Genomic DNA, 23,205 nt, shown 5'->3' with positions numbered 1-23,205 from the left:
TGGAGAAAGATTTCACAACCCACCCAAAAAGTGCTGCCGGGAAGGGTGTTGTTACAGGGTCTGCGAAACCTGCGGAGGTAAAGGGAAAATATGAACCATCCAAGCATCTCTTGGGCGTGCGTCTCGTCTGGGACGACTCTGTCAAACCGGGTTCCAGTGCCGTCATTTGTGGCCGCATAACGGCTTTGGCAACCGTTGCACCGGCAACTGCACCGGCGCGAACGTGGGTCGTTTGGGGCCAATACCGACGCCAAGACGCCTGTCACGAATCAGTCACCACTTTCCAGTCTCTTCACCCGTCACAGCCTGACACCCCGCGCCGCCCTTGCTTGATGTCGGCCCGATGGCTCTTGGCCTCCAGGCGGCGCATGCGACTGGCCCGGGTCGGGCGGGTCGGCCTGCGCATGACAGGTTCTACCATGGCCTGCCGGATCAGGTGATCCAGTCGCTCCAGGGCATCCTGCCGGTTGCGTTCCTGGGTCCGATGGCGGCGGGCGTCCAGAACCAGCACCCCCTCGTCCGTCATGCGGCTTCCGGCTAGGCGCACCAACCGTTCCCGGATCGCCGGGGTGAGGATCGAGGAGTTGGCCGCGTCATAGCGCAGTTGCACCGCCGTGGCGACCTTGTTGACATTCTGGCCACCCGGACCCGACGCCCGCACGAACTCCAATCGAATCTCCCCATCAGGGATGCATACCGTTGTGGCCATCATTTCACTCCCAGAAGAAAGGGATCATAAACGTCGGGAGAGACGGGAGGAAGGCCCAAAGATGGATCGTGTTTGCGTGGAACGGTCATGGCGGAGAAATAATATCTTATAGTATAAAATATGCAAATCACACATGAAAATGCATTGTTTGACAAGGTAACATCAAACCAGACACACGTTCAACTCTTTGTTGCCGACCAATGGCATTTCCAAAATGGTCCAAAAAACAGGTCTGCTTTGTTCATTGATTTTTAAGGCAAAAGTTCGGTCCAAAATTCCAGGCCACTTCTGGTGAACGGTCCATAGCTTTTGGAGAATGTCGCCAGGGAGAAGGGAGGAAGGCCGTTTTTCGACTCCTGCGGGTCCGGTTTCCAACCAAGTGTGTTTCCAAACTATATTGGCTATCTATTGAAAATATTGGAATTTTTCCAACAAAAAAAGCCGCCCATAAGAGGCGGCTTTGCGCGGAGAAAACACTGGCGAAACTAAAATGGTGAACCAATATGAACATTCTAAACCAAATTCCCCATCTCTTGTTGCGGTGCAACATGGAGAAAAGTTTAAAAATATCTTGGTGGCCAATTGATCCAGGGATGGATAACCTGATTGATCTTCAAGGCGTGATCCATAGCGCATCAGAATTTCTCCTCCGCGCCACATGACACCTGTGGACCATCTTTCAACTCCCGATTGGTAGGCAATGGCTTTTTCACCCATTTTTTCCAAGACCACAAGCCTGGATCACGAGGCAAACACATCGTCCACAGAATTGGCGAAGACAAAGTTGTCGCTCCATACCTCGATCTGTTCCAGATTCGCCGCATTGACCTTCTCGGTCATCCAGTCCGGTGTCTGGCCAAACTTACGGCGCATCAGTTTCAAAAGCATGGAAGCGGCTTCTTCCTGGCGACCTTCCTGGCGACCTTCCTGGCGACCGATCTGAATCCCCATCAACCGTCCACGTTCCTCACCAATCCGCTCCACACTTGTGATATAAGGCATTTTCTTGTTCTCCTCGAAGTTGGATAGATTTGTCCAGAATTGGTTGTCCAACTCTTCTGGCAGGCTCAGCACCCAGTCGATGAATCGAAAGAGGTCAACGATCTGTTGGCGGCTGAAGCCTCGTTCGTACAGCATACGCGTGATGCGCATTTTCTGCTGGAAGCGTTCTTCTGGTTGGTTTTTGGTCTGTTTGCCGGTCAGGTGCGCCATAGTGACGATGGCAAACGGGTTGGTGGATGACTCCAAAAGATCCAGTCGAGACAGGTAATCCAGCAATTTTATAGCATTGAACTGGAAACTGACCTTCGATCCCCACTTCTGGTAACCAAACGCCGACGGCCGCCAAGCACCTTCTTCGTCAGCGAGGATGGCCAAGCTGACCACTGGTCTCTTGTAGAGGTCGAAGGCCCGATACTGACAGGTGAACATCCGCTCTTCGAAATTCGGGTCACGGTTCCCCTGGATTTCGACATGGATCAGCACCCAGAGTTCGTCACCGTCGAGCAGCCAGACCCGGACCAGCAGATCAACACGACGATTGCCGGATTCCGCCTCCCGCGTGATCCGGTCCAACTCCTTGTCCAGGAATTCCGGGGCGCGCTGCCAGTCGATGCCATCATGTGCATCTGGCAGGAAAAATTCCAGAAAGTCCTTCAAATACGCCTTCAGGATCTCTTTCCATGGCGAGTCGTACTCGGTCGGTTGACTTTGATTGTCGTGATCGGTCATGTCAACATCCTCGAATGCTCTGTCTTTGAATTGGAGTCAAAGCCTTCAAGAAACGATCATATGGGTGAATAATTTCAATCACATAAAGATGTTCCTCAGCCGAACCGCCTTGCAGATGGAAATTCTGGCTTTGAGGCACTAACTGGCGGTCCTTCAAAGGAATCAACCTCGTCGGTTGCAGATCCATCCATTGGACCGCCTGCTTTGGATCTTACTATCACGCATTTGGCAAGGTTGGCGTGAAGCCTTGGTCATCGTCAAGCCAGCAACGGTGATCCGTTGGCATCGTGAAGGATTTCGGCTATTCTGGAAATTGAAATCCTGCCACAAACGCCTCGGTCGTCCTACGGTCACGAAGGAAATCAAGGAACTGATTCGCACAATGAGCCTTGAGAATCCACTCTGGGGCGCACCCCGTATCCATGGCGAATTGCTGAAGCTCGGCTACCAAGTGGCAGAGACATCAGTCACAAAATACATGATCAAACCAGCCAAACCGCCTTCTCAGACCTGGAAGACCTTCCTGGAGAACCACGCCAATTGCCTCGTTGCCATGGACTTTTTCACCGTGCCAACACTCTTCTTCAAGGTATTCCACGTCCTGATTCTGCTTGACCATGAACGCCGCCGCATCATCCACTTCAACATTACCACCAACCCGACCACCGCATGGGTCGCTCAACAAATCAGGAATGCTTTCCCCTGGGATTCTGCTCCTCGCTATTTGATCCATGATCGAGATCCGGTTTTTCATGGCAGGTGCCAAGAAATCCTGAAGGCCATGGGCATCAAAGAGGTAAAAATTGCGCCAGCATCGCCTTGGCAAAACGCCTATTGCGAACGAGTGATCGGGTCGATTCGCAGAGAGTGTCTGGATCACGTCATCGTGATGAACGAGGAACACCTGCGACGGACCCTGACCTCATACCTGACTTACTATCACGGAACGCGCACCCATCTTGGATTGGCCAAAGACTGTCCTGAGTCAAGGACGGTACAGCCAATGGAGATAGGTGATGTCATCGCCATTCCGCATCTCGGTGGGCTTCACCATCATACGTGCGGAAAGCTGCTTGATCCAACTCCGGTTTCGACTTGTCAAAGAGCGCATTCAAAGGGTGAAGTTCCGATTCCTCTTGTCCGCTTCAGGAAAATTTGGGCCGTGGCGGTCCGATGGAACCTCAATTTTGTCTCTGATTTTCGTGGAAATCAGTCTCAGTGTCCAGAAAAATCCTGAGGCCCCATCGCCAGGCAGCTTGGCAATGGGGATCAAAATGGGTCGGATGGGGTTTTTGATAGGGACAGGTATTTTTCCAACAAAAAAAGCCGCCCATAAGAGGCGGCTTTGCGCGGAGAAAACACTGGCGAAACTAAAATGGTGAGCCGTGCGGGAGTCGAACCCACGACCCGCAGATTAAAAGTCTGCTGCTCTACCAACTGAGCTAACGGCCCTCACCTGAAGTGTGGTCAGTCTTAAGTTTGTTTCGACGTGACCAACGGAGGGGGACTATAGCAAAGGATTGGCGCCAGGAGAACCCCATTTGTGAGATTGGGTGCATTTTTTTTAAATTTCGTCCATCCAGGCCATTTGGATGGCTTCCAGGATCTTTTCGTTGCACCGTTGCGGGGTGTCGTTGAACTCGGGCAGGTGCAAAACCCACTCCATCAGTTCCGTGAAACGCACGGCCATGGGATCCTGATCCGGCAGGGTATCCGCCAGGGCCATGGCGATTTCGTGGGTGTCTGTCCACTTCATGAGTGACCTCTCTTTTTGTCTACGTTGATGTTGATCGAATAGGGCGGAATGGTCACCACCAACCCGTCCAGCGAATCGTCCAGCACGATCTGACACCCCAGCCGACTCGTGGCGGTCAGACCGAATGCCTTGTCCAGCATGTCCTCTTCCCGTTCGTCCGCCGGATCCAGTCGGTCCACCCATTGGGGATCCACAATCACGTGACAGGTCGAACAAGCCAAAGCGCCTTCACATGCCCCCTCCAGAGAGATGTCGTGGTCGTGGGCCACCTCCAGCAACGTGGAACCCGCTTCGGCCTCCACGGTTTGATTCATCGGGAGAAACGTCACCTTGATCATGTCCGCTCCTTTGTCCATCATTCGAAATCATCCACCTTGCGACCGGTCATGGCCTGTTTCAGGCTCCGGTCCATGCGCCGCTGCGCGAAGAAGCGGGTTTGGGTATCCATTTTCTGGATCCGGTCATTGATGGCGTCGGCTGATTTCCCCTGAGTCGTCTCCCAGAGCGCCAGCATCGCCCCCTTGACCTGTTTCAATTCGTCGTCATTCAACAGATCTCCGTCTTCCCGCAAGGCCGAACCGGCGGCGGCCAGTACCCGATCCGCCTCCACCTTGGCCTCGTTGAACAGACGGGCCAGCATGTCCGCCTCTCCATGCTGCATGGCTTCTTGCAGCATGTTGGCGATTTCGTCGTCCGTCAATCCGTAAGAGGGCTTGACCGTGATCGATTGTTCGACCCCCGTGGTCTCCTCACGGGCCGAGACGGTCAGCAATCCATCCGCGTCCACCTGATAGGTGACGCGAATCCGGGCCGCTCCCGCGGTCATGGGGGGAATGCCCCGCAACTCGAACCGGGCCAACGAGCGGCATTGACTGGCCAGTTCCCGTTCGCCCTGCACCACGTGAATGGCCATGGCGGTCTGACCATCCTTGAAGGTGGTGAACTCCTGGGCCCGGGCCGTGGGGATGGGGGCGTTGCGGGGGACGATCCGTTCCATCAGATCCCCCATGGTCTCGATCCCCAAAGACAACGGCGTGACATCCAGCAGCAGCATCTCCGCCGGGGCATTGCCCGCCAACGCTTCCGCCTGATGGGCCGCGCCCAGAGCCACCACCTGATCCGGATCCAGATCCACCAGCGGTTCCCGACCAAAAAACTCCGCCACCATCTGGCGGACCAGCGGCACCCGGGTCGAACCACCCACCAGCACCACCCCTTGCAGCGCCTCCGGGGCCACCCCCGCATCCTTGAGCACCCGGCGACAGATCGGAATGGTCCGCCAGATCAAATCGCGAACGCCGCTATCGAACGCCTCCCGGGTGATGTGTCCCGTCTGACCGGTTGCAGAGCCGGGCAGGGGAAAGGTCACCGCATTGGCGTCCGACAGTTCTTCTTTCACTTCTCTGGCGATCTTGCGGCAGGCCTGGATCCAGCCCGGATCCGGATCGTTCACGCCGGTTTCGGTCATGATGCGCTGCACGATCCACTGATCCAGATCATCACCCCCCAGGGCCGAGTCTCCACCGGTCGCCATCACCTGGAACAGCTCTTTTTCCAGTTTCAGCAACGAGATGTCGAACGTGCCCCCTCCCAGATCATAAATCGCGTACAGCCCTTCGCTGCCCTTGTCCAGGCCATAGGCCAAAGCGGCGGCTGTGGGTTCGTTGAGCAGACGCAATACCTCCAGACCGGCCACCCGCGCCGCGTCCTTGGTGGCCTGACGCTGTGCGTCGTCGAAATAGGCGGGAACCGTGATCACCGCTCCTTGCAGGGAGCCGCCGAGGGCCTCTTCGGCCCGTTTCTTGAGGAGTTTGAGGATTTCCGCCGAGACTTCCACCGGCGAGACGTTGGCTTCTCCGGCCAGAATCCGCACCATGCCGCCTTCACCGGCTTCCAGGCCGTGGGGGATGGTGGCCATGCGGGCGCGGATATCCTCCACACCCCGTCCCATGTAACGCTTGACCGAGGCGATGGTGGATTCGGGATGACTCAAGGCCATCTCCCGCGCCGCCTGTCCCACCCGAATGGTGTGATTGGCCCCATAGTGGACCACGGAGGGCACCGCGCACACCCCGTCGTCATCGGGAATGCACAGAGGCTTCCCCTCCAGACCGATGGCGGCGACCAGGGAAAAGGTGGTCCCTAAATCAATTCCGACCACCCGTTTGCGGCTGCCGGGTCCGGTCTGGTGGGGGAGGAGGGATTGACCCGGCTCTGCGATCTCCAGCAATACGTCCATGGGGATGTCATCTCCTATGCGTCTTGATCAAAGGCCCGATCCTCCAGGCGATCCAGTTCTTCCAGGTAGCGCCGGTGATAACGCATCCGGTCCACCAGACGGGCGATCTCTCCCAGGGCGTCGGCTGACGGGTGTTGCCCATGGGCGCGGAATGATTGGGCGATCTGGTTTTCTTCGTCTTTCAGGCGTCCACGGGCGGTGGTTTTCAGAGCGGCCAGTTTTGGCAGGGCGTCCGGGGCCAGGGGATTCACCTCTTCCAAAGTTTCCCGAAGCGTCATCACCTCTTCCAGAAACTCCGGATCCAACGCGGGACGCCCGGTGGGTTTCCACCCCCGCATCTCCAGCAGATAGGTGGCCCGGGCCACGGGATCGGTCAGGGTCTGCCAAGCTTCGTTGAGACGGGTGGTCCATTCCAGGGAGAGACGCCGTTCCGTGGGGCCGCGTTGGGCGAAGAAATCCGGATGCAACTGCTTTTGCAAGGCCCGATGGTTTTTTTCCAGGATGGTGGTATCCGGCTCGTAGGATGGTTCCAGGCCGAACAGGGCAAAACGGTTCGCGCCTATGTCCGGAGGGAGCAGGGCGTTGCAGGTGGTGCAGAAGAGTCCTGCCGGAGTGGGACCCCGGCAGGACCAGCACGCCTGGGAATGGAGATGAGGTGGTATCGGGTTCATCACACCTTGAAGGACTCGCCGCAACCGCAGCGTTCCTTCTCCTTGGGATTGCTGAACTTGAAGCCGGACTTGAACGGCGAGGACTCGAAATCCACCAGGGTGCCATCCAGGAGCAACGCCGACTTGCCGTCGAGCACCACCCTGACGCCGAACGATTCATACACCTGATCTCCGTCTTCCACCTGATCGGCGTATTCCAACTTGTAGGAAAACCCCGAGCAGCCCGCCGTGGTGGTGCCGAGGCGGATGGCTCCATCCGGCGTACCCCGTTTGGCGAGCATGCTTTTGGCCTGACGGGCGGCCCGTTCGGTCAGGGAGATGCCTTGTGCTGCGGTGGTCATGGTTTTCAGGCTCCTTTTTGCTTGCTGCGATAGTCGGCCACGGCGGATTTGATCGCGTCTTCGGCCAGCACCGAACAGTGGATCTTGACCGGGGGCAGAGCCAGTTCATCGGCGATCTCCTGGTTTTTGATGGCCAGGGCTTCGTCGATGGTCTTGCCCTTGACCCATTCGGTCACCAGGGAAGAGGCGGCGATGGCCGATCCGCAGCCGAAGGTCTTGAATTTGGCGTCGTCGATGACGCCGTCTTCGTTGACGCGGATTTGCAGTTTCATCACGTCGCCGCAGGCCGGGGCACCCACCATGCCGGTTCCCACCTGGGCGTCTTGTTTGTCCAGACTGCCCACGTTGCGGGGATTTTCGTAGTGATCGAGCACTTTCTCATTGTATGCCATTTGGGTTTCTCCAATCCTCGTTCCAGGGACGGTATCTTGATTAATGTGCTGCCCATTGCAGGGTATGGGGATCGATGCCCTCTTGTACCATTTCCCACAACGGCGACATTTCGCGCAATTTGTTCACGGCTCCCACCACGATGCGGATGACGTGATCCACCTCTTCTGCGGTGGTGAAACGACCCAGGCCGAACCGGATCGAGGTGTGGGCCATCTCTTCGTTGACTCCCATGGCCCGCAGCACGTAAGAAGGCTCCAGAGAGGCCGAGGTGCAGGCCGATCCCGAAGAGACCGCCACATCCTTGATGGCCATCATCAAGGATTCCCCTTCCACGTAGCTGAAAGAAATGTTGAGATTGCCCGCCACCCGGGCTTCGGCATCGCCATTGAGAGCCACATGGGTCAACTGGCTCATGATGCCGTTTCTGAGTCGTTCCCGCAGCAGCAGCAGGCGGGAATTTTCGGCGGTCATTTCCTCTTCGGCGATACGGCACGCCTCTCCCAGTCCCACCAGCAAAGGGGTGGGCAGGGTGCCGGAGCGCATGCCCCGTTCGTGTCCGCCGCCGTGCATGATCGCCTTGAGGCGCACACGGGGTTGACGACGCACATACAGGGCGCCGACTCCCTTGGGTCCATAGAGTTTGTGGGCGGAGATGGAGAGCAGATCGATATTCATCGCGTTCACGTCGATGGGGATCTTGCCGACTCCCTGGGCGGCGTCGCAGTGGAAGAAGACCTTCTTCTGACGACACAGCCGACCGATCGCCTCCAGAGGCTGAATCACCCCGACTTCATTGTTGACCGCCATGATCGATACCAGGATGGTCTTGGGGGTAATGGCGGCTTCCAGTTGGGCCAGATCCACCAATCCGTTGGTTTGCACCGGCAGATAGGTGATCTCGAACCCTTCGGATTCCAGATGACGACAGGTATCCAGCACCGCCTTGTGTTCGGTGGTGGGGGTGATGATGTGATTGCCCTTGTCCCGGTAGAACTGCGCCACGCCCCAGATGGCCAGATTGTCCGACTCCGTGGCTCCGGAGGTGAAGACGATCTCCCGGGGATCGGCCTTGATCACGCTGGCCACCTGTTTTCTGGCGGTGGTGATGGCGGCATCCGCCTCCCAGCCATAGGCGTGGGAACGGGAGGCGGGATTGCCGAATCGTTCCACGAACCAGGGCAGCATGGCCTCCATCACCCGGGGATCCACCGGTGTTGTGGCCTGATAATCCATGTAAATGGGTTTGTTCATGCGAAATGGCTCCCTTTGCGCAAACGGTCCACGGACCGGTGGAATGCATGGATGAAACGATCCACGGCGTGTTCGGTCGAGTCCCATCCCAGACTGATCCGCGTCACGCTTCGGGTCAATGCGTGATCCAGCCCCATGGCCAGAGGAACATGGGACGGGGTGTTTTTTCCAGACGAGCAGGCTGCGCCACTGCTGATGGCGAAACCGGCCAGATCCAGGGTCATCACCAGGGTCTCCCCGTCCACGCCGGGCAGGGCCAGGGCGGTGGTGTTGGGCAGTCGGGGAGCCTGCGCGCCCAGGATGACGGCATCGGGAACACTTTTCAATAGTCCCTCTTCCAGTTTTTGCCGCAGGGCGGTGAGGGCGAGGGATTCCGCTTCGATGCGGGGGGCGACCAGTTGGGCGACCGCGCCGAAGCCGGCGATGCCGGGGAGATTTTCCGTGCCCGAGCGACGGTTGCGTTCCTGTCCGCCGCCGAGCAGTTGGGGCGTGAGTTGGACCGCCGGACCGACGATCAGGGCGCCGCACCCTTTCGGGCCGCCCAGTTTGTGGGCCGACAAGGTGAGCAGGTCCGCCTGGATCCCGTCAGCCTGAAGGGGCAGTTTGCCGGCATACTGGGTGGCGTCGCAATGAAAGGGCACTCCAGCGGCGCGGCACAAGGCGCCGATCTCCGCCACCGGTTGCAGCACTCCGGTTTCGTTGTTGGCCGCCATGATGGAGACCAGTCGGGTATCCAGGGTCAGGGCGGTTTTGAGCCGGTCCGGATGGATCCGTCCGGAGGCGTCCACCGGCAGGTGGATCACCGTCATGCCCCGCTGGCCGGCTTTGTCACAGGGCATCAGCACCGAAGGATGTTCCACCGCACTGGTGATTAGGGTGCCCTGGAATTCCGCCTGTTCCGCCATTCCCAGAATGGCCAGATGGTTGGCCTCGGTGCCGCCGCTGGTGAAGATCACCCGGCTGTCGTGAACATTCACCAGTCTGGCCACGGCCCGCCGGGCCTCGTCGAGAGTCTGTCGGGCGGCCCGGCCCGGCCCATGCACCGAGGAGGGATTGCCCTCTTGTCGGGTCAGGGTGGCGAGCATGGCCTCCGCCACTTCGGGTCGGGTGGGGGAGGTAGCGTTGTGGTCCAGGTAGATCATGGGGAGAAACCGTGACCGCCGGGAGTCGCCAACGAGCCGGAGCGGATCTCCTCGATGAGGCTGCCCAGATGGATCGATTCCAGATAGCTGTTGATATGGATCCCCACCCGTTCCCAAAGGTGATGGGTGATGCAACGAGTCGATTTACGGCACCCTTCCGGATCGCTTTCGTCACAGGAGGTGGCCTGGATGGGTTCATCCACGGCGCGGATGATGTCGGCGATGCTGATGGTGGAGGGAGAGGCCACCAGCAGATATCCACCCCCCGGACCCCGCACGCTGCGCACCAATCCCCGGCGTCTGAGCTTGGCGAAGAGTTGTTCCAGATAGGACAGGGAGATCTCCTGTCTTTTGGAAATGTCGATGAGTGCGACCGGGGTTTCGGTCTCCTGGCAACACAGATCCAGCATGGCCGTCACGGCGTAGCGTCCCTTGGTGGTGAGTTTCATGGTCTCTCCTTGGGTGTGCCTGATGTGGACTCTTCGTGTTCCAGTTTTTTGACCCGGTCATCCAGGTGGCGCACCTGGTCAAGCAGACAGGAGACCGCCTTGGCCACCGGATCCACCATGACGCCATTCTGACCGTAGGAGGAGAAGGTCTTTTCCGTGGAGGGAGGGGATTTGAATTTGGGCATCACCAGACGTCCTGGGATTCCCACCACCGTGGTATCGGCGGGCACGTCGCTCACCACCACCGCGTTGGATCCCACCCGGGCATTGGCCCCGATGGTGATCGGACCGAGGATTTTCGCGCCGGCTCCCACCACCACGCCATTGTCCAGAGTGGGGTGACGCTTGCCTGCCTTCCAACTGGTTCCCCCCAGGGTGACCCCATGGTAGAGGGTGACATCGTCACCGATTTCGGTGGTCTCGCCGATGACCACCCCCATGCCGTGGTCGATGAAGAAACGCGCGCCGATTTTGGCTGCCGGATGAATCTCGATGCCGGTCAGAAAGCGGGTCAGATTGGAAAGGAATCGTGCCAGCAGACGGAAATTCTTGAGCCACAACCAGTGAAACAGGCGATACCCCAGAATGGCGTGCAGACCGGGATAACACAGCAGAACCTCCAACACCCCATTGGCTGCGGGATCCCGCTGGAAGATGACCTCGATGTCCTGTTTGATGCGTTGAAACATGGTACATCCTGAAAAGAGTGAGGCTAAGTAAAGATCCCAGGTATGCGGTGAGCGCGGCACGGGGTCCACCATGGCGGGGATACTCTGTTAATTCCGATCCTTTTTGTCAAGTATTGGTTCCCTTGTGGCGCAAAAAAAAAGCCGGACGAAAAGGTGGACAGGGTGTTGGGGATGTGATAGCCATATTTTCAGGAACGAGTTACAGCTTCGACTTTGTGCCCTTCAACCCATACCCACTAAATCAATTCATCAACATTGGGTGCTTGCCCGGGAGGCCAACCGCATGGAAGCCGTGCGCAAAATTGGTAACAATATAATACTATCTGTTGAACTTTTGTTTAACAAGGGGTTTCCGAATCGTCTCAATCCCTTCTATCATCTTGGCTCTTTGACATTCTTTTTCTTTTGGGTTGTCCTGGTTTCCGGCATCTATGTGTTCATTTTTTTTGAAACCAGCGTGGCTGGCGCCTATCCGTCAGTGGAGTACATGACCCACGATCAGTGGTGGTTGGCGGGCATCATGCGTAGTCTGCACCGCTATGCCTCGGATGCGGCGGTGATTTCGATTTTTCTCCACATGTTTCGGGAGTTTTTTCGGGATCATCACCGGGGGGTGCGGTGGTTTTCGTGGATCACCGGGGTGCCGACTCTGTGGCTGGTGGTGATTCTGGGGATTACGGGTTATTGGTTGGTGTGGGATCAGTTGGCCCAGTATGTAGCCCTGGCCACGGCGGAAATGGTGGACTGGATCCCCATGATTCCCAGTGCCATGGTGTTCAATTTCCTGGACAATCAGATCACCGACCGCTTTTTCACCCTGATGGCGTTTTTGCATCTGTTGGGATTGCCGGTCGCCTTGGTGTTTTTGTTGTGGACCCATGTGAGCCGTATCAGTCAGATCGATTTCAATCCCCCCCGGCCTCTGGCCACCGGAGCCTTCTTGACCTTGCTGGTTTTGTCGCTGCTCAAGCCGGCGGTCAGCCATGCCCCGGTGCAAGCGGGCCATTCGCCGATGGTGCTGAATCTGGACTGGTTTTATCTCAATATCTACCCTTTGATGGATGGGATGGGGCCGGGTTGGGCGTGGGGGATCTCCACCGGGGTCACGGCGCTGCTGCTGATGTTGCCCTGGTTGCCCTCCAAAAAAGAACAACCCGCCGCCGAGGTCAATCTCGAACACTGCAACGGTTGTGGTCAGTGCGCCCAGGATTGCCCCTATGGATCCATCTCCATGCGGCGGCGCACCGATGGCAAGAAGTCCGAATTCGAGCCTACGGTCAATCCCACCCTGTGTACGGCCTGCGGCATTTGCAGCGGTTCTTGTGTCTCGTCCAGTCCGTTCCGCATGGCCAATGCCACCTTGAAAACCGGCATCGAAATGCCCTGGTTCACGGTGGACGCCCTGCGTCAGGAGGTCAAAAGCAAACTGGGAGCGTTGTCCGGCGCGGGTCGGGTGATGGTGTTCGGGTGTGAGCATGGCATGGATGTGACCACTTTGAAGGATCCCGGGGTGGCGGTGGTCTCCTTGCCCTGTAGCGGCATGCTGCCCCCCTCGATGCTGGATTATGTGCTAAAAAATGGTGCGGAAGGGGTTTTGGTCACCGGTTGCCGGGATGGGGATTGTTACCATCGTTTCGGCAACACCTGGACCGAGCAACGGCTCTCCGGGGCGCGTGAACCCCAACTGTTGAAACGGGTCGATCGCACACGGGTGGTGGAGTTCCGGGTTTCCGACTCCTCCGGCGAGCGGAAGGCGTTGCAACAACGCCTGGAAGCGTTCCGTCGTTCGTTATCCCCTTCAGCGTGAAGACAAGGAGTGTCCAGATGCCCAGATCATTCCAGGAGTTCGGGATTCAACTCGCCGCGTATACCTTGTTTTTTGTGGTGATCTTTTTTCTTTCCAGCGCGCCGGCTTATCATTATCTCAAGCCGGATCAGGCGGAGGTGAAACTGGCCTTCAAGCACACCTCCCAGCGCGAGCAGGAGTGTCACAAGCGTACCGATGAAGAGTTGCTGAAACTGCCGCCCAACATGCGCAAGCCCCAGGATTGTCCCCGCAAACGGGCGTCGATCTACATCGAATTGTTGCTCGACGATCATTTCCTGGCTACCCGCACCTTCATTCCGCCGGGTTTGAGTAAGGATATGGCCACCCATATCTATGCCAAGTTTTCTCTGCCCGCCGGTCGACACAAACTCACGGTGCGCATGCGGGATCGGGTCCGTGCCGAGGGATTCGATTATGTCGAAGAGGTGATGCGGGATTGGATCCCGGGTCAGGGGATCCTGATCGGCTTCGATGAGAGCAAGGACAACTTTGTCATCAATTAGCGGGTTTGGAAGGTTGGGTTGGTGTCGCGTCCTGACCGCTCGCCGCGGGGGGTTCCTGCGGGGGGTTGGTCACGGCGCGCATCACCGAAAACGTGAACATGCTCAAGCTGAAAATGATCACAAAAAAGATCACGGACCGATAAGGCAGTCTCGCCCCCCGTCTCTCCTCGATGCGATTCAGAATCCGCTCCGACAGCAGATAGAGCGCTCCGCCGATGATCGTGAAATAGACCAGTTCCATTTTTCTGAACTCCTCCTGAATTTGTTTGGTAGCGCTTCTTGAATTTTGACGAGGATACCGCACCTGGTGGACGCGGATCAACCGTCATGCGCGCAAGACAACTGGAACATACAAGAGAATTGATCCAAATCAAGGCGCTTTCAAAATACCATATGGATATTGACGCAAGTCAATTGAATCGGGGAAATGCTGTTCATTGTTTGATTTGGGTCAAGGTGAACCGTGTTTGGATCCGTCATGATCCGATCCACAGGCTGTATTGACTGTTCACTGTTTTCTCTCAAAGATAGGAGTTGGCCCCATGCGAAAAGAAAGAGTTCTGAAACAGGCCTCCATAATGGCGGGTGTTCTATTGATGGCGGTGGGTATGCTGGGTACGGTCCAGGCCGCAGACGCCAAACCCGAACTGCCGCCGCTGAGCGATCAAGAGTTGGAGACTGCCAAGCAGATCTATTTTGAACGCTGCGCCGGCTGTCACGGTGTGTTGCGCAAGGGTGCCACCGGCAAGGCCCTGACTCCGGATCTGACCACCAATCTGGGCACGGATTATCTGGTGCAGTTCATCACCCACGGTTCTCCCGCGGGCATGCCGGCCTGGGGCGACAGCGGTGAACTCAAGCCCGAGCAGATCGACCTGATGGCCCGCTATCTCCAGCATCCCGCCCCGGTTCCTCCGGAATTCGGCATGAAGGACATGGAAGCCACCTGGAAAGAACTGGTTCCGGTCAAGAATCGTCCCACCAAGAAGATGAACAACATCAATCTGGAAAACCTCTTCTCCGTCACCTTGCGGGATACCGGACAGGTGGCCCTGATCGACGGCGACACCAAGAAGATCGTCTCCGTGATCAAGACCGGTTACGCGGTGCATATCTCCCGCATGTCCAACTCGGGTCGTTATCTGTATGTGATCGGTCGGGACGCCAGACTCAACCTGATCGACCTGTGGATGGAAAAACCGGATAACGTGGCGGTGATCAAGGTGGGCCTGGAAGCCCGTTCCGTGGAGACCTCCAAGTTCAAAGGCTGGGAAGACAAAATCGCCATCGCCGGTTCGTATTGGCCGCCCCAGTATGTGATCATGGAAGGCGATACCCTCAAGCCCCTGAAGATCGTCTCCACCCGTGGCAACGAAGTGGGCACCAACGAGTACCATCCCGAACCCCGTGTCGCGGCCATCGTCGCTTCCCACGAGCACCCGGATTTCATCATCAATGTCAAAGAGACCGGCAAGGTGTTGCTGGTGGATTATTCCGACCTGGCCAATCTGAAGTCGGTTTCCATCGACGCCGCTCCCTTCCTGCATGACGGCGGCTGGGATGCCAGCAAACGTTATTTCATGACCGCCGCCAACAAGTCCAACAAGGTCGCAGTGATCGATTCCAAGGAGCGCAAACTGGTCAAATTGGTGGAAGTGGGTGCCACGCCCCATCCGGGTCGCGGCGCCAACTTTGTCGATCCCAAGTTTGGTCCGGTCTGGGCCACCAGCCATTTGGGTGACGAATCCATCTCCCTGATCGGTACCGATCCCACCGGCCATCCCAAGGAAGCCTGGAATGTGGTGCGTACCCTTAAAGGTCAAGGTGGCGGATCTTTGTTCATCAAGACCCATCCCAAGTCCGGAAATCTTTGGGTTGATACGCCGCTGAATCCGGATACCAAAGCGTCTCAATCCATCGCTGTGTATGATATAAAGAATCTTGACAAAGGTTTTGAGACTCTGCCCATCTCCGAGTGGGCGGATTTGGGTCCGGGTGTCAAGCGGGTGGTGCAGCCGGAGTACAATAAAAATGGTGACGAGGTGTGGTTCTCGGTCTGGAACAGCAAGACCGAAAAATCCGCCCTGGTGGTGGTGGACGACAAAACCCGCAAGCTCAAAACGGTCATCAAGGATCCCGTTCTCGTGACCCCGACCGGCAAGTTCAACGTCTACAACACCATGCACGACGTGTATTGACCTGACCTGTCGCATTTCTTGTGGCAGTGGATCCAAGCGCCGGTGCCCTCCCGATTTTGGGGGGGCACCTCATTTTCTTAGTCATCACGCCGCACTCTTTAAAGAGACGGAAAAACGAGGGAATTGACATTCAATAACGCTCAATCGTTGAAACAAAGGAATGGAGTGACGGTTTGATGCCTGCTCAAGGTTCCACCTTTCAGATTGTTTTTATTTATTTTTCAGCCATTTTATTGCTGCTGTCCGGTGCCGGAGCGGTCTGTGCGGAAGTGACGCCGGAACGGCAACGTCAACTGGTCCATCTGTTGCGCCACGATTGTGGCTCCTGCCACGGCATGACCCTGAAAGGGGGACTGGGACCGCCCCTGCTGCCTGAAAACCTGATCGACAAATCCCCGGATGTGTTGGAAAATATGATCTATTTTGGATTGCCGGAACGGGCCATGCCCCCCTGGGAGGGGTTGTTGACCCGTGCGGAGATCCGTTGGCTGGTGGAGCGATTGCAGAAAGGAGATATCCCATGAAATCCGTGGCATGGTGGCGGAGTCCGTCCCGTTCGGGTCATCCGTGGTTGCTGGTGGCCTGTCTGTCCTGGCCGCTGCTGCAAGGGTGCGCCGCTCCCCGTGGCGTGGGGGACATGGGGGTGGTGATCGAACGGGCCACGGGCAGCGTCGAGGTGGTGGAAACCACGGGCAAGACGGTTTTGTCCCGGGTGGAGGGGTTGGGGGATCTCTCCCACGCTTCGGTGGTCTACTCCCGGGATGGACGTTTTGCCTTTGTCTTTGGCCGCGACGGGGGATTGAGCAAGGTGGATCTGCTCACCGGTCAACTGGCCGGGCGGGTGATGCAGGCCGGAAACAGCATCGGCGGCGCCATCTCCCAGGATGGACGTCTGGTGGCGGTGGCCAACTATCAACCCGGTGGGGTGCGGGTGTTCGATACCGAAACCCTGGTCCAGGTGGCGGATATCCCGGCTGTGGACGCCCAGGGTCGCACCTCCAAGGTGGTGGGGCTGGAAGACTCCACCGAGCAACGATTTGTCTTCAGCCTGTTCGATTCCGACGAAATCTGGATCGCGGACTTGAACGATCCGGCCAAGCCGAAAATCACCAAATTCACCGGCATCGGCAGCAAGCCCTACGACGCCTTGATCTCTCCGGATGGGCGTCACTACATCGCCGGACTGTTCGGGGATGACGGTTTCGCCTTGCTGGATCTGTGGCATCCGGAAGCCGGGGTCAAACGCATTCTCAAAGACTACGGCCACGGGGAAAAACGCACGGCTGTCTATAAAATGCCCCATCTGGAAGGGTGGGGCATGACCGAGGATCTGGTGTTTCTGCCGGCCATGGGGCGGCACGAGGTGTTGATCGTGGATCGGGCCGAGTGGCGCGAGGTGGGGCGTGTGCCGGTGGCGGGTCAGCCGGTATTCGTGATGGCCAAGCCCGACGGGCGACAGATCTGGGTCAATTTCGCTCATCCGGAGAATGGCAAGGTGCAGGTGATCGATGTGCCTACCCGTCAGGTGGTCCGGACGTTGACCCCGGGACCGGGGGTCATGCACATGGAGTTCACCCCCCGGGGCGAGCATATTTGGTTGTCGGTACGGGACTCGGATCGGGTGGATGTGTTCCATACCCATTCGTTCGAACGCATCGCCACTTTGCCCGCCACCAAGCCCAGCGGGATTTTCTTCACCTCCCGGGCCCACAAGATCGGACTGTGACCACAGCCATGGAACACGACCCGACCTCCCTGGATCACCGGTTGCTCGATGAGTTTCAGCGGGATTTTCCGCTGGAAGAGCGGCCCTATCTCGCCATGGCCAAACGCCTCGGCATTTCCGAAGAGGAGGTGCTGGAACGGTTGCGCCGCTTGCAAGAGTCGGGATCCATCAGTCGGGTGGGGGTGGTGTTGCGCGCCCGTCGGGTGGGGGTCAGTACCCTGGCGGCCATGCGTGTCCCGCCGGAACGGCTGGAAGAGGTGGCGGAGGTGGTGAACGGTTTCCAGGAGGTCAACCACAACTACGAACGGGAACACGCCTTTAATCTATGGTTTGTCCTCACGGCGCGGGATGCGGCCCATCTGGCCGGGGTGATCGACGCGATCGGCACGCGCACCGGCCTTGCGGTGTGCGCCATGCCCATGGAAGAGGAATTTCACATCGATCTGGGCTTTCGGATGCACGGGTGAACCATGTTGAACGAATCGGAACAACAACTGATCGCCGCTTTTCAAAACGGGTTTCCCCTGGTACCCCGTCCGTTTCAGACCATGGGGGAGACCATCGGCCTGGAGGAGTCGCAGGTGATCGACGGCCTGCGGGACTTGCAGAATCAGGGCATCATCAAGCGGGTGGGGGTGGTGGTGCATCATCACGAGTTGGGGTTTGCCGCCAACGCCATGGTGGTGTGGGATGTGCCCGATGCGGTGGTGTGCGAGATCGGCGCCCGGATTCGGGCCTGTGATCTGGTATCGTTGTGTTATCTGCGGCGGCGCTGTCTGCCGGAGTGGCCGTACAACCTGTATTGCATGATTCACGGACGGGAGCGGGAAGAAACCCTGCAACGGGCCGAACAACTCACCGCAAGCTGTGGCCTCACCCCCTATGCCCGGGAGGTGTTGTTCAGTCGGCGTCGATTCAAGCAATGCGGTGCCCGTTATTTCCAGGTTGCCTCTTGACGAAGAAGGGTCGAAAACGGTGATGGAACCCCAGGCGTTGCGGATCATCAATGGATTGCAGACCGGTTTTCCTTTGGTTGATCGTCCTTTTGCCCAGGCCGGGGCGCGTCTTGGCCTGAAGGAGGGGGCGTTGATCCAGGGGATCGACGCCTTGCTGGGCGCCGGGTATTTGACCCGGTTTGGACCGTTTTTCAACGCCGAGCGCATGGGGGGCGGATTGACCCTGGCGGCCATGCGGGTGCCGACGGAAGAGTACGACCGGGTGACCGAACTGGTGAACGCCCAACCCGAAGTGGCCCATAATTATGCCCGCGAGCATGCGTTGAACATGTGGTTCGTGGTGGCCACGGAACAAAAAGAGCAGGTGGGAACCGTGCTGGCGCGAATTTCCACCCTGACCGGGCTGGAGGTGTTTGATCTGCCCAAGATTGAGGAGTACCGTTTGGGATTTCAAGTGCGGCTCGGAGAGGATGGTTCCATCGATACTCGGCCCATTCATGACCGGAAGATCGATCCGGTTTGGGCGGAGACCTCCCCGGACAGCCTGGACCGGGCGGTGATCGCCGCCACCCAGGAAGGTTTGCCCCTGGTGCCCGAGCCCTATTCGGCGGTGGCGGAGAGCCTGGGGGTGGAGGTCGGGGTGTTGCTGGAACGGATGGAACGCATGCTGCGTCAGGGTTGGATCCGTCGGATCGGGGTGGCCACCCATCATTATCGTCTGGGACTCAAAGGCAACGGCATGTCGGTTTGGAACGTGCCGGATGAACGGGTCTCGTTGCTGGGGCGTCGCCTGGCGGTGCTGGATTGTGTCACCCACTGTTATCGTCGGCCCCGTCATCTGCCCGCGTGGCCCTATAATCTGTTCGTCATGGTGCATGGCGCGGATCGGGGGGCGGTGGAAGGCAAGATCCGGTTGTTGCAGGAGGTGTTGGGGGAGGACGATCACGGCCATCTGGTGTTGCACAGCACCCGAATTCTCAAGAAAACCGGTTTGCGCCTCAAAAACCAGGAGTGATGACGGATGTTCCGCTTGACCCATTTCATGCGTCGCCTGTTGGCCCCGACAGCGGGGGAGCGTCCGAAGATGCGGGTCGAAAACGGACCCGTGGTGGTCTGGAACGTGATCCGGCGCTGCAATCTCTCCTGCGCCCATTGTTATTCCGCCTCGTCGGATCGGGCGTTTCGCGGCGAGTTGACCCTGGAGAGCTGTTGCCGGGTTCTGGAGGATTTGAAACGCTCTGGGGTATCGGCCTTGATCCTGTCGGGCGGGGAACCGCTGTTGCGTCCGGACCTGTTCGAGATTGCCGCTCATGCCCGTGAGCTGGGGTTTTATCTGGGATTGTCCAGCAACGGCACGTTGATGGATCGGGCCATGGCCGGGCGCATCGCGGCGGCGGGGTTTGATTATGTCGGGGTGAGCCTGGATGGTCTGGAAGCAAACCACGACCGCATGCGGGGCCTGTCCGGGGCGTTTGTGCGTTCCGTGGCCGGGATCGGCCATTGCCGGGAACAGGGGGTCAAGGTGGGGATCCGTTTTACCCCCACCCGCGACAATGTGGGGGATCTGCCGGAGCTGTTCAAGCTGATGAGTCGGGAGGGCACGGACCGGTTTTATCTCTCTCATTGGAACCATGCGGGTCGGGGCAAGGTCAACCGGGAGGAGAATGCCGATCTGCTGGCCACCCGTCGTTTGGTGGAGTGGCTGTTCGAGGTGAGTCGGGCGGATGTGGAGCAGGGAAGTTCCCGGGAGATCGTCACCGGCAACAACGATGCCGACGGGGTGTTTTTTCTGTTCTGGGTACGGCGTCACTGGCCCCATCTGGCGGAGCAGGCCGAAGCGATGTTGACCCGCTGGGGTGGCAACGCCTCCGGGGTGGGCATTGCCAACATCGATGAGTTGGGAGAGGTCCATCCGGATATTTTCTGGCGTCATCATCGCCTGGGCAATGTGGGGCAGCGTTCTTTCGGGGAGATCTGGGGCAACCGGGAGGATCCGGTTTTGGCGGGATTGCGCTCCAGACCCAGACCCCTCAAGGGACGATGCGGGCGGTGTGATCATCTGGCCATCTGCGGAGGCAATACCCGTGTCCGGGCCTATCAGGCCACCGGGGATCATTGGGAAGAGGATCCGGGCTGTTATCTGACCGACGCGGAGATCCGGTCGCCGGAGAGTCAGGCATGACGCATTCAACAGTGTTTGTCCACGGGGAGGATCCATGAAACGCGCCGGTTTGTTTTTGACTTTGTTGCTGCTGCTCTCCGCCTCATCTGACGCCGCCGATCCTTCCCCCGTTCCCGCCCCTGAACTGTATCGTCATTTTTGTGCCCAGTGCCACCATCCCGACCGCCTTGGCGCCATGGGACCGGCCCTGTTGCCGGAAAATCTCGAACGCTTTCCCAAAAAAGAGGCCGCCGAGGTGATCGCCAAAGGTCGCCCCGCCACCCAGATGCCCGGCTTTGGCGAAAAAATCTCCCCGGAGGAGATTCAATCCCTGGTGGATTTCGTCTACTCCCCCCATGCCAACCTGCCCGTGTGGGACGCGGCGGCCATCCGGGAGAGTCGCGTCATCCATCATGCCAATGAGACCCTGCCAGCCAAGCCGGTCCACCATGCCGATATCATGAATCTGTTCATGGTGGTGGAGCTGGGGGATCATCACGTCACCGTGCTGGACGGCGACCGCCTGGAACCGATTCACCGTTTTCCCTCCCGTTTCGCCTTGCATGGGGGGATCAAGTACTCCCCGGATGGCCGTTTCGCCTACATGGCCTCCCGGGATGGCTGGATCAGCCGTTTTGACCTGTTTTCTTTGCAAATGACCGCCGAAATCCGGGTCGGGGTCAATACCCGCAATGTCGCCATCTCCGGAGACGGGCGTTTCGTCATGGCGGCCAATACCCTGCCTCGGAATCTGGTGATCCTCGACGCCGCCGATTTGTCTTTCGTCAAAGAGATTCCTGTGGTCAACGACAAGGGAGTCAGTGCCCGTCCCAGCGCGGTCTATACCGCGGCTCCCCGTGATTCGTTCATCGTCGCCCTCAAGGATCTGCCGGAGGTGTGGGAGATTCCGTACAACGACAAAGCCAAAGCCCTTCCGATCTATACCGCGACGGTACACGATTTCCAGCCCTCATCCGGAGAGGCGTTGCCGGTGGCCAAGGGACCGTTTCCGGTGCGGCGTATTCAGTTGGAGGCGAATCTCGACGACTTTTTCTTTGATCAGGAGTATCATCACCTGATCGGGGCCTCACGAACCGGAGCCTCCGGACAGGTGGTCAATCTGAATGTCGGACGAAAAATCGCCGAAATCGACATCGCGGGCATGCCCCATCTGGCATCCGGGATCATCTGGCCCTATAAAGAGACCCAGGTGATGGCCACGCCCAACATCAAAGAGGGCGAGGTCACGGTGGTGGACCTGAAAACCTGGAAAACCATCAAAAGGATTCCCACCCTGGGACCGGGATTTTTCATGCGCAGTCACGAAAACTCCCCCTATGCCTGGGTGGATGTCTTTACCGGTCCCAACAAGGATGCGGTGCATGTGATCGACAAGGAGACTCTGGAAATCGTCAAAACCTTGCGTCCCGCGCCCGGCAAGACTTCGGCCCATGTCGAGTTCACCAGGGATGGTCGTTATGCGTTGTTGAGCATCTGGGAGATGGATGGTGCCCTGGTGGTCTACGATGCCAAGAGCCTGGAGGAGGTCAAACGCCTCCCCATGAAGAAACCCTCGGGAAAATATAATGTCTCCAATAAAATCAATCGTTCGTCCGGAACCAGCCACTGACCTTCCTCTGGATCTGACCAGCCCCTATCCCCAGCCGGGCATGGTGTTGCTGGTGGGAGCGGGGCCGGGAGATCCGGATTTGTTGACCATCGCCGCCTTGAAAGCCCTCCGCAACGCCGATGTGGTGGTACACGACGCTTTGGTCTCTCCGGAAATTCTCGACTTGATCCCGGAATCCTGTGAACGGGTCCACGCCGGCAAACGCGGGGGCAGTCCCTCGTCCAGCCAGAAGGATATCAGCGAAACCCTGGTGCGCCTCGCCAAGGCCGGGCGTCGGGTGGTACGGCTGAAGGGGGGGGATCCGTTTGTGTTCGGGCGCGGCGGCGAAGAGGCGGAACGTCTGGTGGCGGAAGGCATTCCCTTCCGGGTGGTTCCGGGTTTGACCTCCGGCATCGCCGGTCCGGCCTATGCGGGCATTCCCATCACCCATCGGGATGTGAACGCCAATGTGGCGTTTCTCACCGGTCACGAGTCGGCGGAAAACCCGTCGTTTGTGGAAGGTTCCCCCTCGTCCCGCATCCATTGGGAGTCGGTGGCCCAGGCTTTTCCGGTGCTGGTGCTGTACATGGCGATTCAGAATCTGCCCGTGGTGGTGGGCCGCCTGATCGCCGCCGGTCGCTCACCGGAAACCCCGGTGGCCGTGGTCCGCTGGGCCACCACCCCCGCGCAACAGACCCTGGTTTCCACTTTGGGCCGCCTGGAGGCGGATGTGGCCGCGTTGGACCTGCAACCCCCGGCGGTGGTGGTGATCGGCGATGTGGTGCGTTATCGGGAAAGCCTGCAATGGTTCCCGGACGAAACGTTGCTGGTCCCGGACTCCGCGCGCTGATTG

23 protein-coding genes, 1 tRNA gene and 2 pseudogenes are annotated in these 23,205 nt (G+C 58.4%); 11 read left to right on the top strand and 15 right to left on the bottom strand.

The window, feature by feature from the left end:
* Positions 1–292 precede the first annotated feature (292 nt).
* The 3 genes from arfB to HQL98_10735 all read right to left on the bottom strand — a co-directional run bounded on the left by arfB (position 293) and on the right by HQL98_10735 (position 2,440).
* Positions 293–712 carry an aminoacyl-tRNA hydrolase gene (arfB, locus tag HQL98_10745; protein MBF0272527.1) on the bottom strand — a complete coding sequence of 140 codons (420 nt, stop codon included), beginning with the start codon at positions 710–712 and terminating at the stop codon, positions 293–295.
* A 402-nt stretch (positions 713–1,114) separates the two neighbouring features.
* Entirely contained in the window at positions 1,115–1,426 is a 312-nt protein-coding gene (locus HQL98_10740) for a hypothetical protein (GenBank protein MBF0272526.1), read from the bottom strand.
* Between the two features lie 24 nt (positions 1,427–1,450).
* Positions 1,451–2,440 (bottom strand): DUF4351 domain-containing protein, encoded by a 990-nt coding sequence (locus tag HQL98_10735; GenBank protein ID MBF0272525.1) that lies wholly within the window; start codon positions 2,438–2,440, stop codon positions 1,451–1,453.
* Between the two features lie 88 nt (positions 2,441–2,528).
* Between HQL98_10735 and HQL98_10730 the strand changes: the two are divergent.
* Positions 2,529–3,677 (top strand): annotated as a pseudogene (locus HQL98_10730) (transposase).
* Between the two features lie 139 nt (positions 3,678–3,816).
* On the opposite strand, the gene HQL98_10725 reads toward HQL98_10730, so the two are convergent.
* The 11 genes from HQL98_10725 to cysE all read right to left on the bottom strand — a co-directional run bounded on the left by HQL98_10725 (position 3,817) and on the right by cysE (position 11,371).
* Positions 3,817–3,892, bottom strand: a tRNA-Lys gene (locus tag HQL98_10725).
* Between the two features lie 112 nt (positions 3,893–4,004).
* Positions 4,005–4,196: a Fe-S cluster assembly protein IscX gene (gene iscX / locus HQL98_10720; GenBank protein ID MBF0272524.1), complete on the bottom strand. Its 192-nt coding sequence runs from the start codon at positions 4,194–4,196 to the stop codon at positions 4,005–4,007.
* Positions 4,193–4,534, bottom strand: coding sequence for a 2Fe-2S iron-sulfur cluster binding domain-containing protein (locus HQL98_10715; protein MBF0272523.1), 342 nt, complete (start codon positions 4,532–4,534; stop codon positions 4,193–4,195). Before HQL98_10715 ends, iscX begins: the two co-directional genes overlap by 4 nt.
* Before the next feature lie 17 nt (positions 4,535–4,551).
* Positions 4,552–6,435, bottom strand: a complete 1,884-nt coding sequence (hscA, locus tag HQL98_10710; GenBank protein MBF0272522.1) for a Fe-S protein assembly chaperone HscA — start codon at positions 6,433–6,435, stop codon at positions 4,552–4,554.
* 14 nt (positions 6,436–6,449) lie between these two features.
* The gene (gene hscB, locus HQL98_10705; protein ID MBF0272521.1) at positions 6,450–7,106 is read right to left on the bottom strand and encodes a Fe-S protein assembly co-chaperone HscB; all 657 of its coding nucleotides are present in this window, start codon (positions 7,104–7,106) and stop codon (positions 6,450–6,452) included.
* A complete protein-coding gene (locus HQL98_10700; protein ID MBF0272520.1) occupies positions 7,106–7,447 on the bottom strand; it encodes an iron-sulfur cluster assembly accessory protein in 342 nt (113 codons plus the stop codon). The genes hscB and HQL98_10700 overlap by 1 nt, the downstream gene beginning before the upstream one ends.
* Positions 7,448–7,452: 5 nt before the next feature.
* Complete coding sequence (gene iscU / locus HQL98_10695; GenBank protein MBF0272519.1) at positions 7,453–7,839, bottom strand: Fe-S cluster assembly scaffold IscU; 387 nt, start codon at positions 7,837–7,839, stop codon at positions 7,453–7,455.
* 40 nt (positions 7,840–7,879) lie between these two features.
* Positions 7,880–9,091: an IscS subfamily cysteine desulfurase gene (gene iscS, locus HQL98_10690; protein ID MBF0272518.1), complete on the bottom strand. Its 1,212-nt coding sequence runs from the start codon at positions 9,089–9,091 to the stop codon at positions 7,880–7,882.
* Positions 9,088–10,233 carry a cysteine desulfurase gene (locus tag HQL98_10685; GenBank protein MBF0272517.1) on the bottom strand — a complete coding sequence of 382 codons (1,146 nt, stop codon included), beginning with the start codon at positions 10,231–10,233 and terminating at the stop codon, positions 9,088–9,090. Before HQL98_10685 ends, iscS begins: the two co-directional genes overlap by 4 nt.
* Complete coding sequence (locus tag HQL98_10680; protein ID MBF0272516.1) at positions 10,230–10,682, bottom strand: Rrf2 family transcriptional regulator; 453 nt, start codon at positions 10,680–10,682, stop codon at positions 10,230–10,232. Before HQL98_10680 ends, HQL98_10685 begins: the two co-directional genes overlap by 4 nt.
* Complete coding sequence (gene cysE, locus HQL98_10675) at positions 10,679–11,371, bottom strand: serine O-acetyltransferase (GenBank protein MBF0272515.1); 693 nt, start codon at positions 11,369–11,371, stop codon at positions 10,679–10,681. The genes HQL98_10680 and cysE overlap by 4 nt, the downstream gene beginning before the upstream one ends.
* Before the next feature lie 283 nt (positions 11,372–11,654).
* Here cysE and HQL98_10670 point away from each other — a divergent pair, with 283 nt between their 5' ends.
* Together HQL98_10670 and HQL98_10665 are read left to right on the top strand one after the other, a co-directional pair.
* Complete coding sequence (locus HQL98_10670; GenBank protein MBF0272514.1) at positions 11,655–13,178, top strand: cytochrome b N-terminal domain-containing protein; 1,524 nt, start codon at positions 11,655–11,657, stop codon at positions 13,176–13,178.
* Between the two features lie 17 nt (positions 13,179–13,195).
* Complete coding sequence (locus HQL98_10665) at positions 13,196–13,702, top strand: hypothetical protein (protein MBF0272513.1); 507 nt, start codon at positions 13,196–13,198, stop codon at positions 13,700–13,702.
* Here HQL98_10665 and HQL98_10660 read toward each other — a convergent pair.
* Complete coding sequence (locus HQL98_10660; protein ID MBF0272512.1) at positions 13,695–13,943, bottom strand: hypothetical protein; 249 nt, start codon at positions 13,941–13,943, stop codon at positions 13,695–13,697. The two genes, HQL98_10665 and HQL98_10660, sit on opposite strands and share 8 nt — an antisense overlap.
* 301 nt (positions 13,944–14,244) lie before the next feature.
* On the opposite strand from HQL98_10660, the gene HQL98_10655 reads away from it, so the two are divergent.
* The 8 genes and pseudogenes from HQL98_10655 (at position 14,245) to cobA (ending at position 23,202) form a co-directional block, all read left to right on the top strand.
* Entirely contained in the window at positions 14,245–15,900 is a 1,656-nt protein-coding gene (locus HQL98_10655; protein MBF0272511.1) for a c-type cytochrome, read from the top strand.
* A gap of 176 nt (positions 15,901–16,076) precedes the next feature.
* Entirely contained in the window at positions 16,077–16,424 is a 348-nt protein-coding gene (locus HQL98_10650) for a cytochrome c (GenBank protein ID MBF0272510.1), read from the top strand.
* Positions 16,421–17,626, top strand: a complete 1,206-nt coding sequence (locus tag HQL98_10645; GenBank protein MBF0272509.1) for a protein nirF — start codon at positions 16,421–16,423, stop codon at positions 17,624–17,626. Before HQL98_10650 ends, HQL98_10645 begins: the two co-directional genes overlap by 4 nt.
* 8 nt (positions 17,627–17,634) lie before the next feature.
* Positions 17,635–18,582: pseudogene (locus HQL98_10640) on the top strand (AsnC family transcriptional regulator).
* 22 nt (positions 18,583–18,604) lie between these two features.
* Positions 18,605–19,597 carry an Lrp/AsnC family transcriptional regulator gene (locus tag HQL98_10635; protein MBF0272508.1) on the top strand — a complete coding sequence of 331 codons (993 nt, stop codon included), beginning with the start codon at positions 18,605–18,607 and terminating at the stop codon, positions 19,595–19,597.
* A 6-nt stretch (positions 19,598–19,603) separates the two neighbouring features.
* Positions 19,604–20,764, top strand: coding sequence for a heme d1 biosynthesis radical SAM protein NirJ (nirJ, locus tag HQL98_10630; protein ID MBF0272507.1), 1,161 nt, complete (start codon positions 19,604–19,606; stop codon positions 20,762–20,764).
* A 34-nt stretch (positions 20,765–20,798) separates the two neighbouring features.
* Complete coding sequence (locus HQL98_10625) at positions 20,799–22,373, top strand: c-type cytochrome (protein ID MBF0272506.1); 1,575 nt, start codon at positions 20,799–20,801, stop codon at positions 22,371–22,373.
* The gene (cobA, locus tag HQL98_10620) at positions 22,330–23,202 is read left to right on the top strand and encodes a uroporphyrinogen-III C-methyltransferase (GenBank protein ID MBF0272505.1); all 873 of its coding nucleotides are present in this window, start codon (positions 22,330–22,332) and stop codon (positions 23,200–23,202) included. Before HQL98_10625 ends, cobA begins: the two co-directional genes overlap by 44 nt.
* The last annotated feature ends 3 nt before the right edge of the window (positions 23,203–23,205 follow it).

The sequence above is a fragment of the Magnetococcales bacterium genome (assembly GCA_015231755.1).
GTDB lineage: Bacteria > Pseudomonadota > Magnetococcia > Magnetococcales > Magnetaquicoccaceae > Magnetaquiglobus.
The sequence above is the reverse complement of the archived record's forward strand: the minus strand, read 5'-3'. Positions and strand labels throughout refer to the sequence as shown.

Coding starts and splice junctions, on each gene's coding strand:
- arfB (MBF0272527.1), bottom strand. CDS start 712: ATGATGGCCACAACGGTATGCATCCCTGATGGGGAGATTCGATTGGAG.
- HQL98_10740 (MBF0272526.1), bottom strand. CDS start 1,426: ATGGGTGAAAAAGCCATTGCCTACCAATCGGGAGTTGAAAGATGGTCC.
- HQL98_10735 (MBF0272525.1), bottom strand. CDS start 2,440: ATGACCGATCACGACAATCAAAGTCAACCGACCGAGTACGACTCGCCA.
- iscX (MBF0272524.1), bottom strand. CDS start 4,196: ATGAAGTGGACAGACACCCACGAAATCGCCATGGCCCTGGCGGATACC.
- HQL98_10715 (MBF0272523.1), bottom strand. CDS start 4,534: ATGATCAAGGTGACGTTTCTCCCGATGAATCAAACCGTGGAGGCCGAA.
- hscA (MBF0272522.1), bottom strand. CDS start 6,435: ATGGACGTATTGCTGGAGATCGCAGAGCCGGGTCAATCCCTCCTCCCC.
- hscB (MBF0272521.1), bottom strand. CDS start 7,106: ATGAACCCGATACCACCTCATCTCCATTCCCAGGCGTGCTGGTCCTGC.
- HQL98_10700 (MBF0272520.1), bottom strand. CDS start 7,447: ATGACCACCGCAGCACAAGGCATCTCCCTGACCGAACGGGCCGCCCGT.
- iscU (MBF0272519.1), bottom strand. CDS start 7,839: ATGGCATACAATGAGAAAGTGCTCGATCACTACGAAAATCCCCGCAAC.
- iscS (MBF0272518.1), bottom strand. CDS start 9,091: ATGAACAAACCCATTTACATGGATTATCAGGCCACAACACCGGTGGAT.
- HQL98_10685 (MBF0272517.1), bottom strand. CDS start 10,233: ATGATCTACCTGGACCACAACGCTACCTCCCCCACCCGACCCGAAGTG.
- HQL98_10680 (MBF0272516.1), bottom strand. CDS start 10,682: ATGAAACTCACCACCAAGGGACGCTACGCCGTGACGGCCATGCTGGAT.
- cysE (MBF0272515.1), bottom strand. CDS start 11,371: ATGTTTCAACGCATCAAACAGGACATCGAGGTCATCTTCCAGCGGGAT.
- HQL98_10670 (MBF0272514.1), top strand. CDS start 11,655: ATGGAAGCCGTGCGCAAAATTGGTAACAATATAATACTATCTGTTGAA.
- HQL98_10665 (MBF0272513.1), top strand. CDS start 13,196: ATGCCCAGATCATTCCAGGAGTTCGGGATTCAACTCGCCGCGTATACC.
- HQL98_10660 (MBF0272512.1), bottom strand. CDS start 13,943: ATGGAACTGGTCTATTTCACGATCATCGGCGGAGCGCTCTATCTGCTG.
- HQL98_10655 (MBF0272511.1), top strand. CDS start 14,245: ATGCGAAAAGAAAGAGTTCTGAAACAGGCCTCCATAATGGCGGGTGTT.
- HQL98_10650 (MBF0272510.1), top strand. CDS start 16,077: ATGCCTGCTCAAGGTTCCACCTTTCAGATTGTTTTTATTTATTTTTCA.
- HQL98_10645 (MBF0272509.1), top strand. CDS start 16,421: ATGAAATCCGTGGCATGGTGGCGGAGTCCGTCCCGTTCGGGTCATCCG.
- HQL98_10635 (MBF0272508.1), top strand. CDS start 18,605: ATGGAACCCCAGGCGTTGCGGATCATCAATGGATTGCAGACCGGTTTT.
- nirJ (MBF0272507.1), top strand. CDS start 19,604: ATGTTCCGCTTGACCCATTTCATGCGTCGCCTGTTGGCCCCGACAGCG.
- HQL98_10625 (MBF0272506.1), top strand. CDS start 20,799: ATGAAACGCGCCGGTTTGTTTTTGACTTTGTTGCTGCTGCTCTCCGCC.
- cobA (MBF0272505.1), top strand. CDS start 22,330: ATGTCTCCAATAAAATCAATCGTTCGTCCGGAACCAGCCACTGACCTT.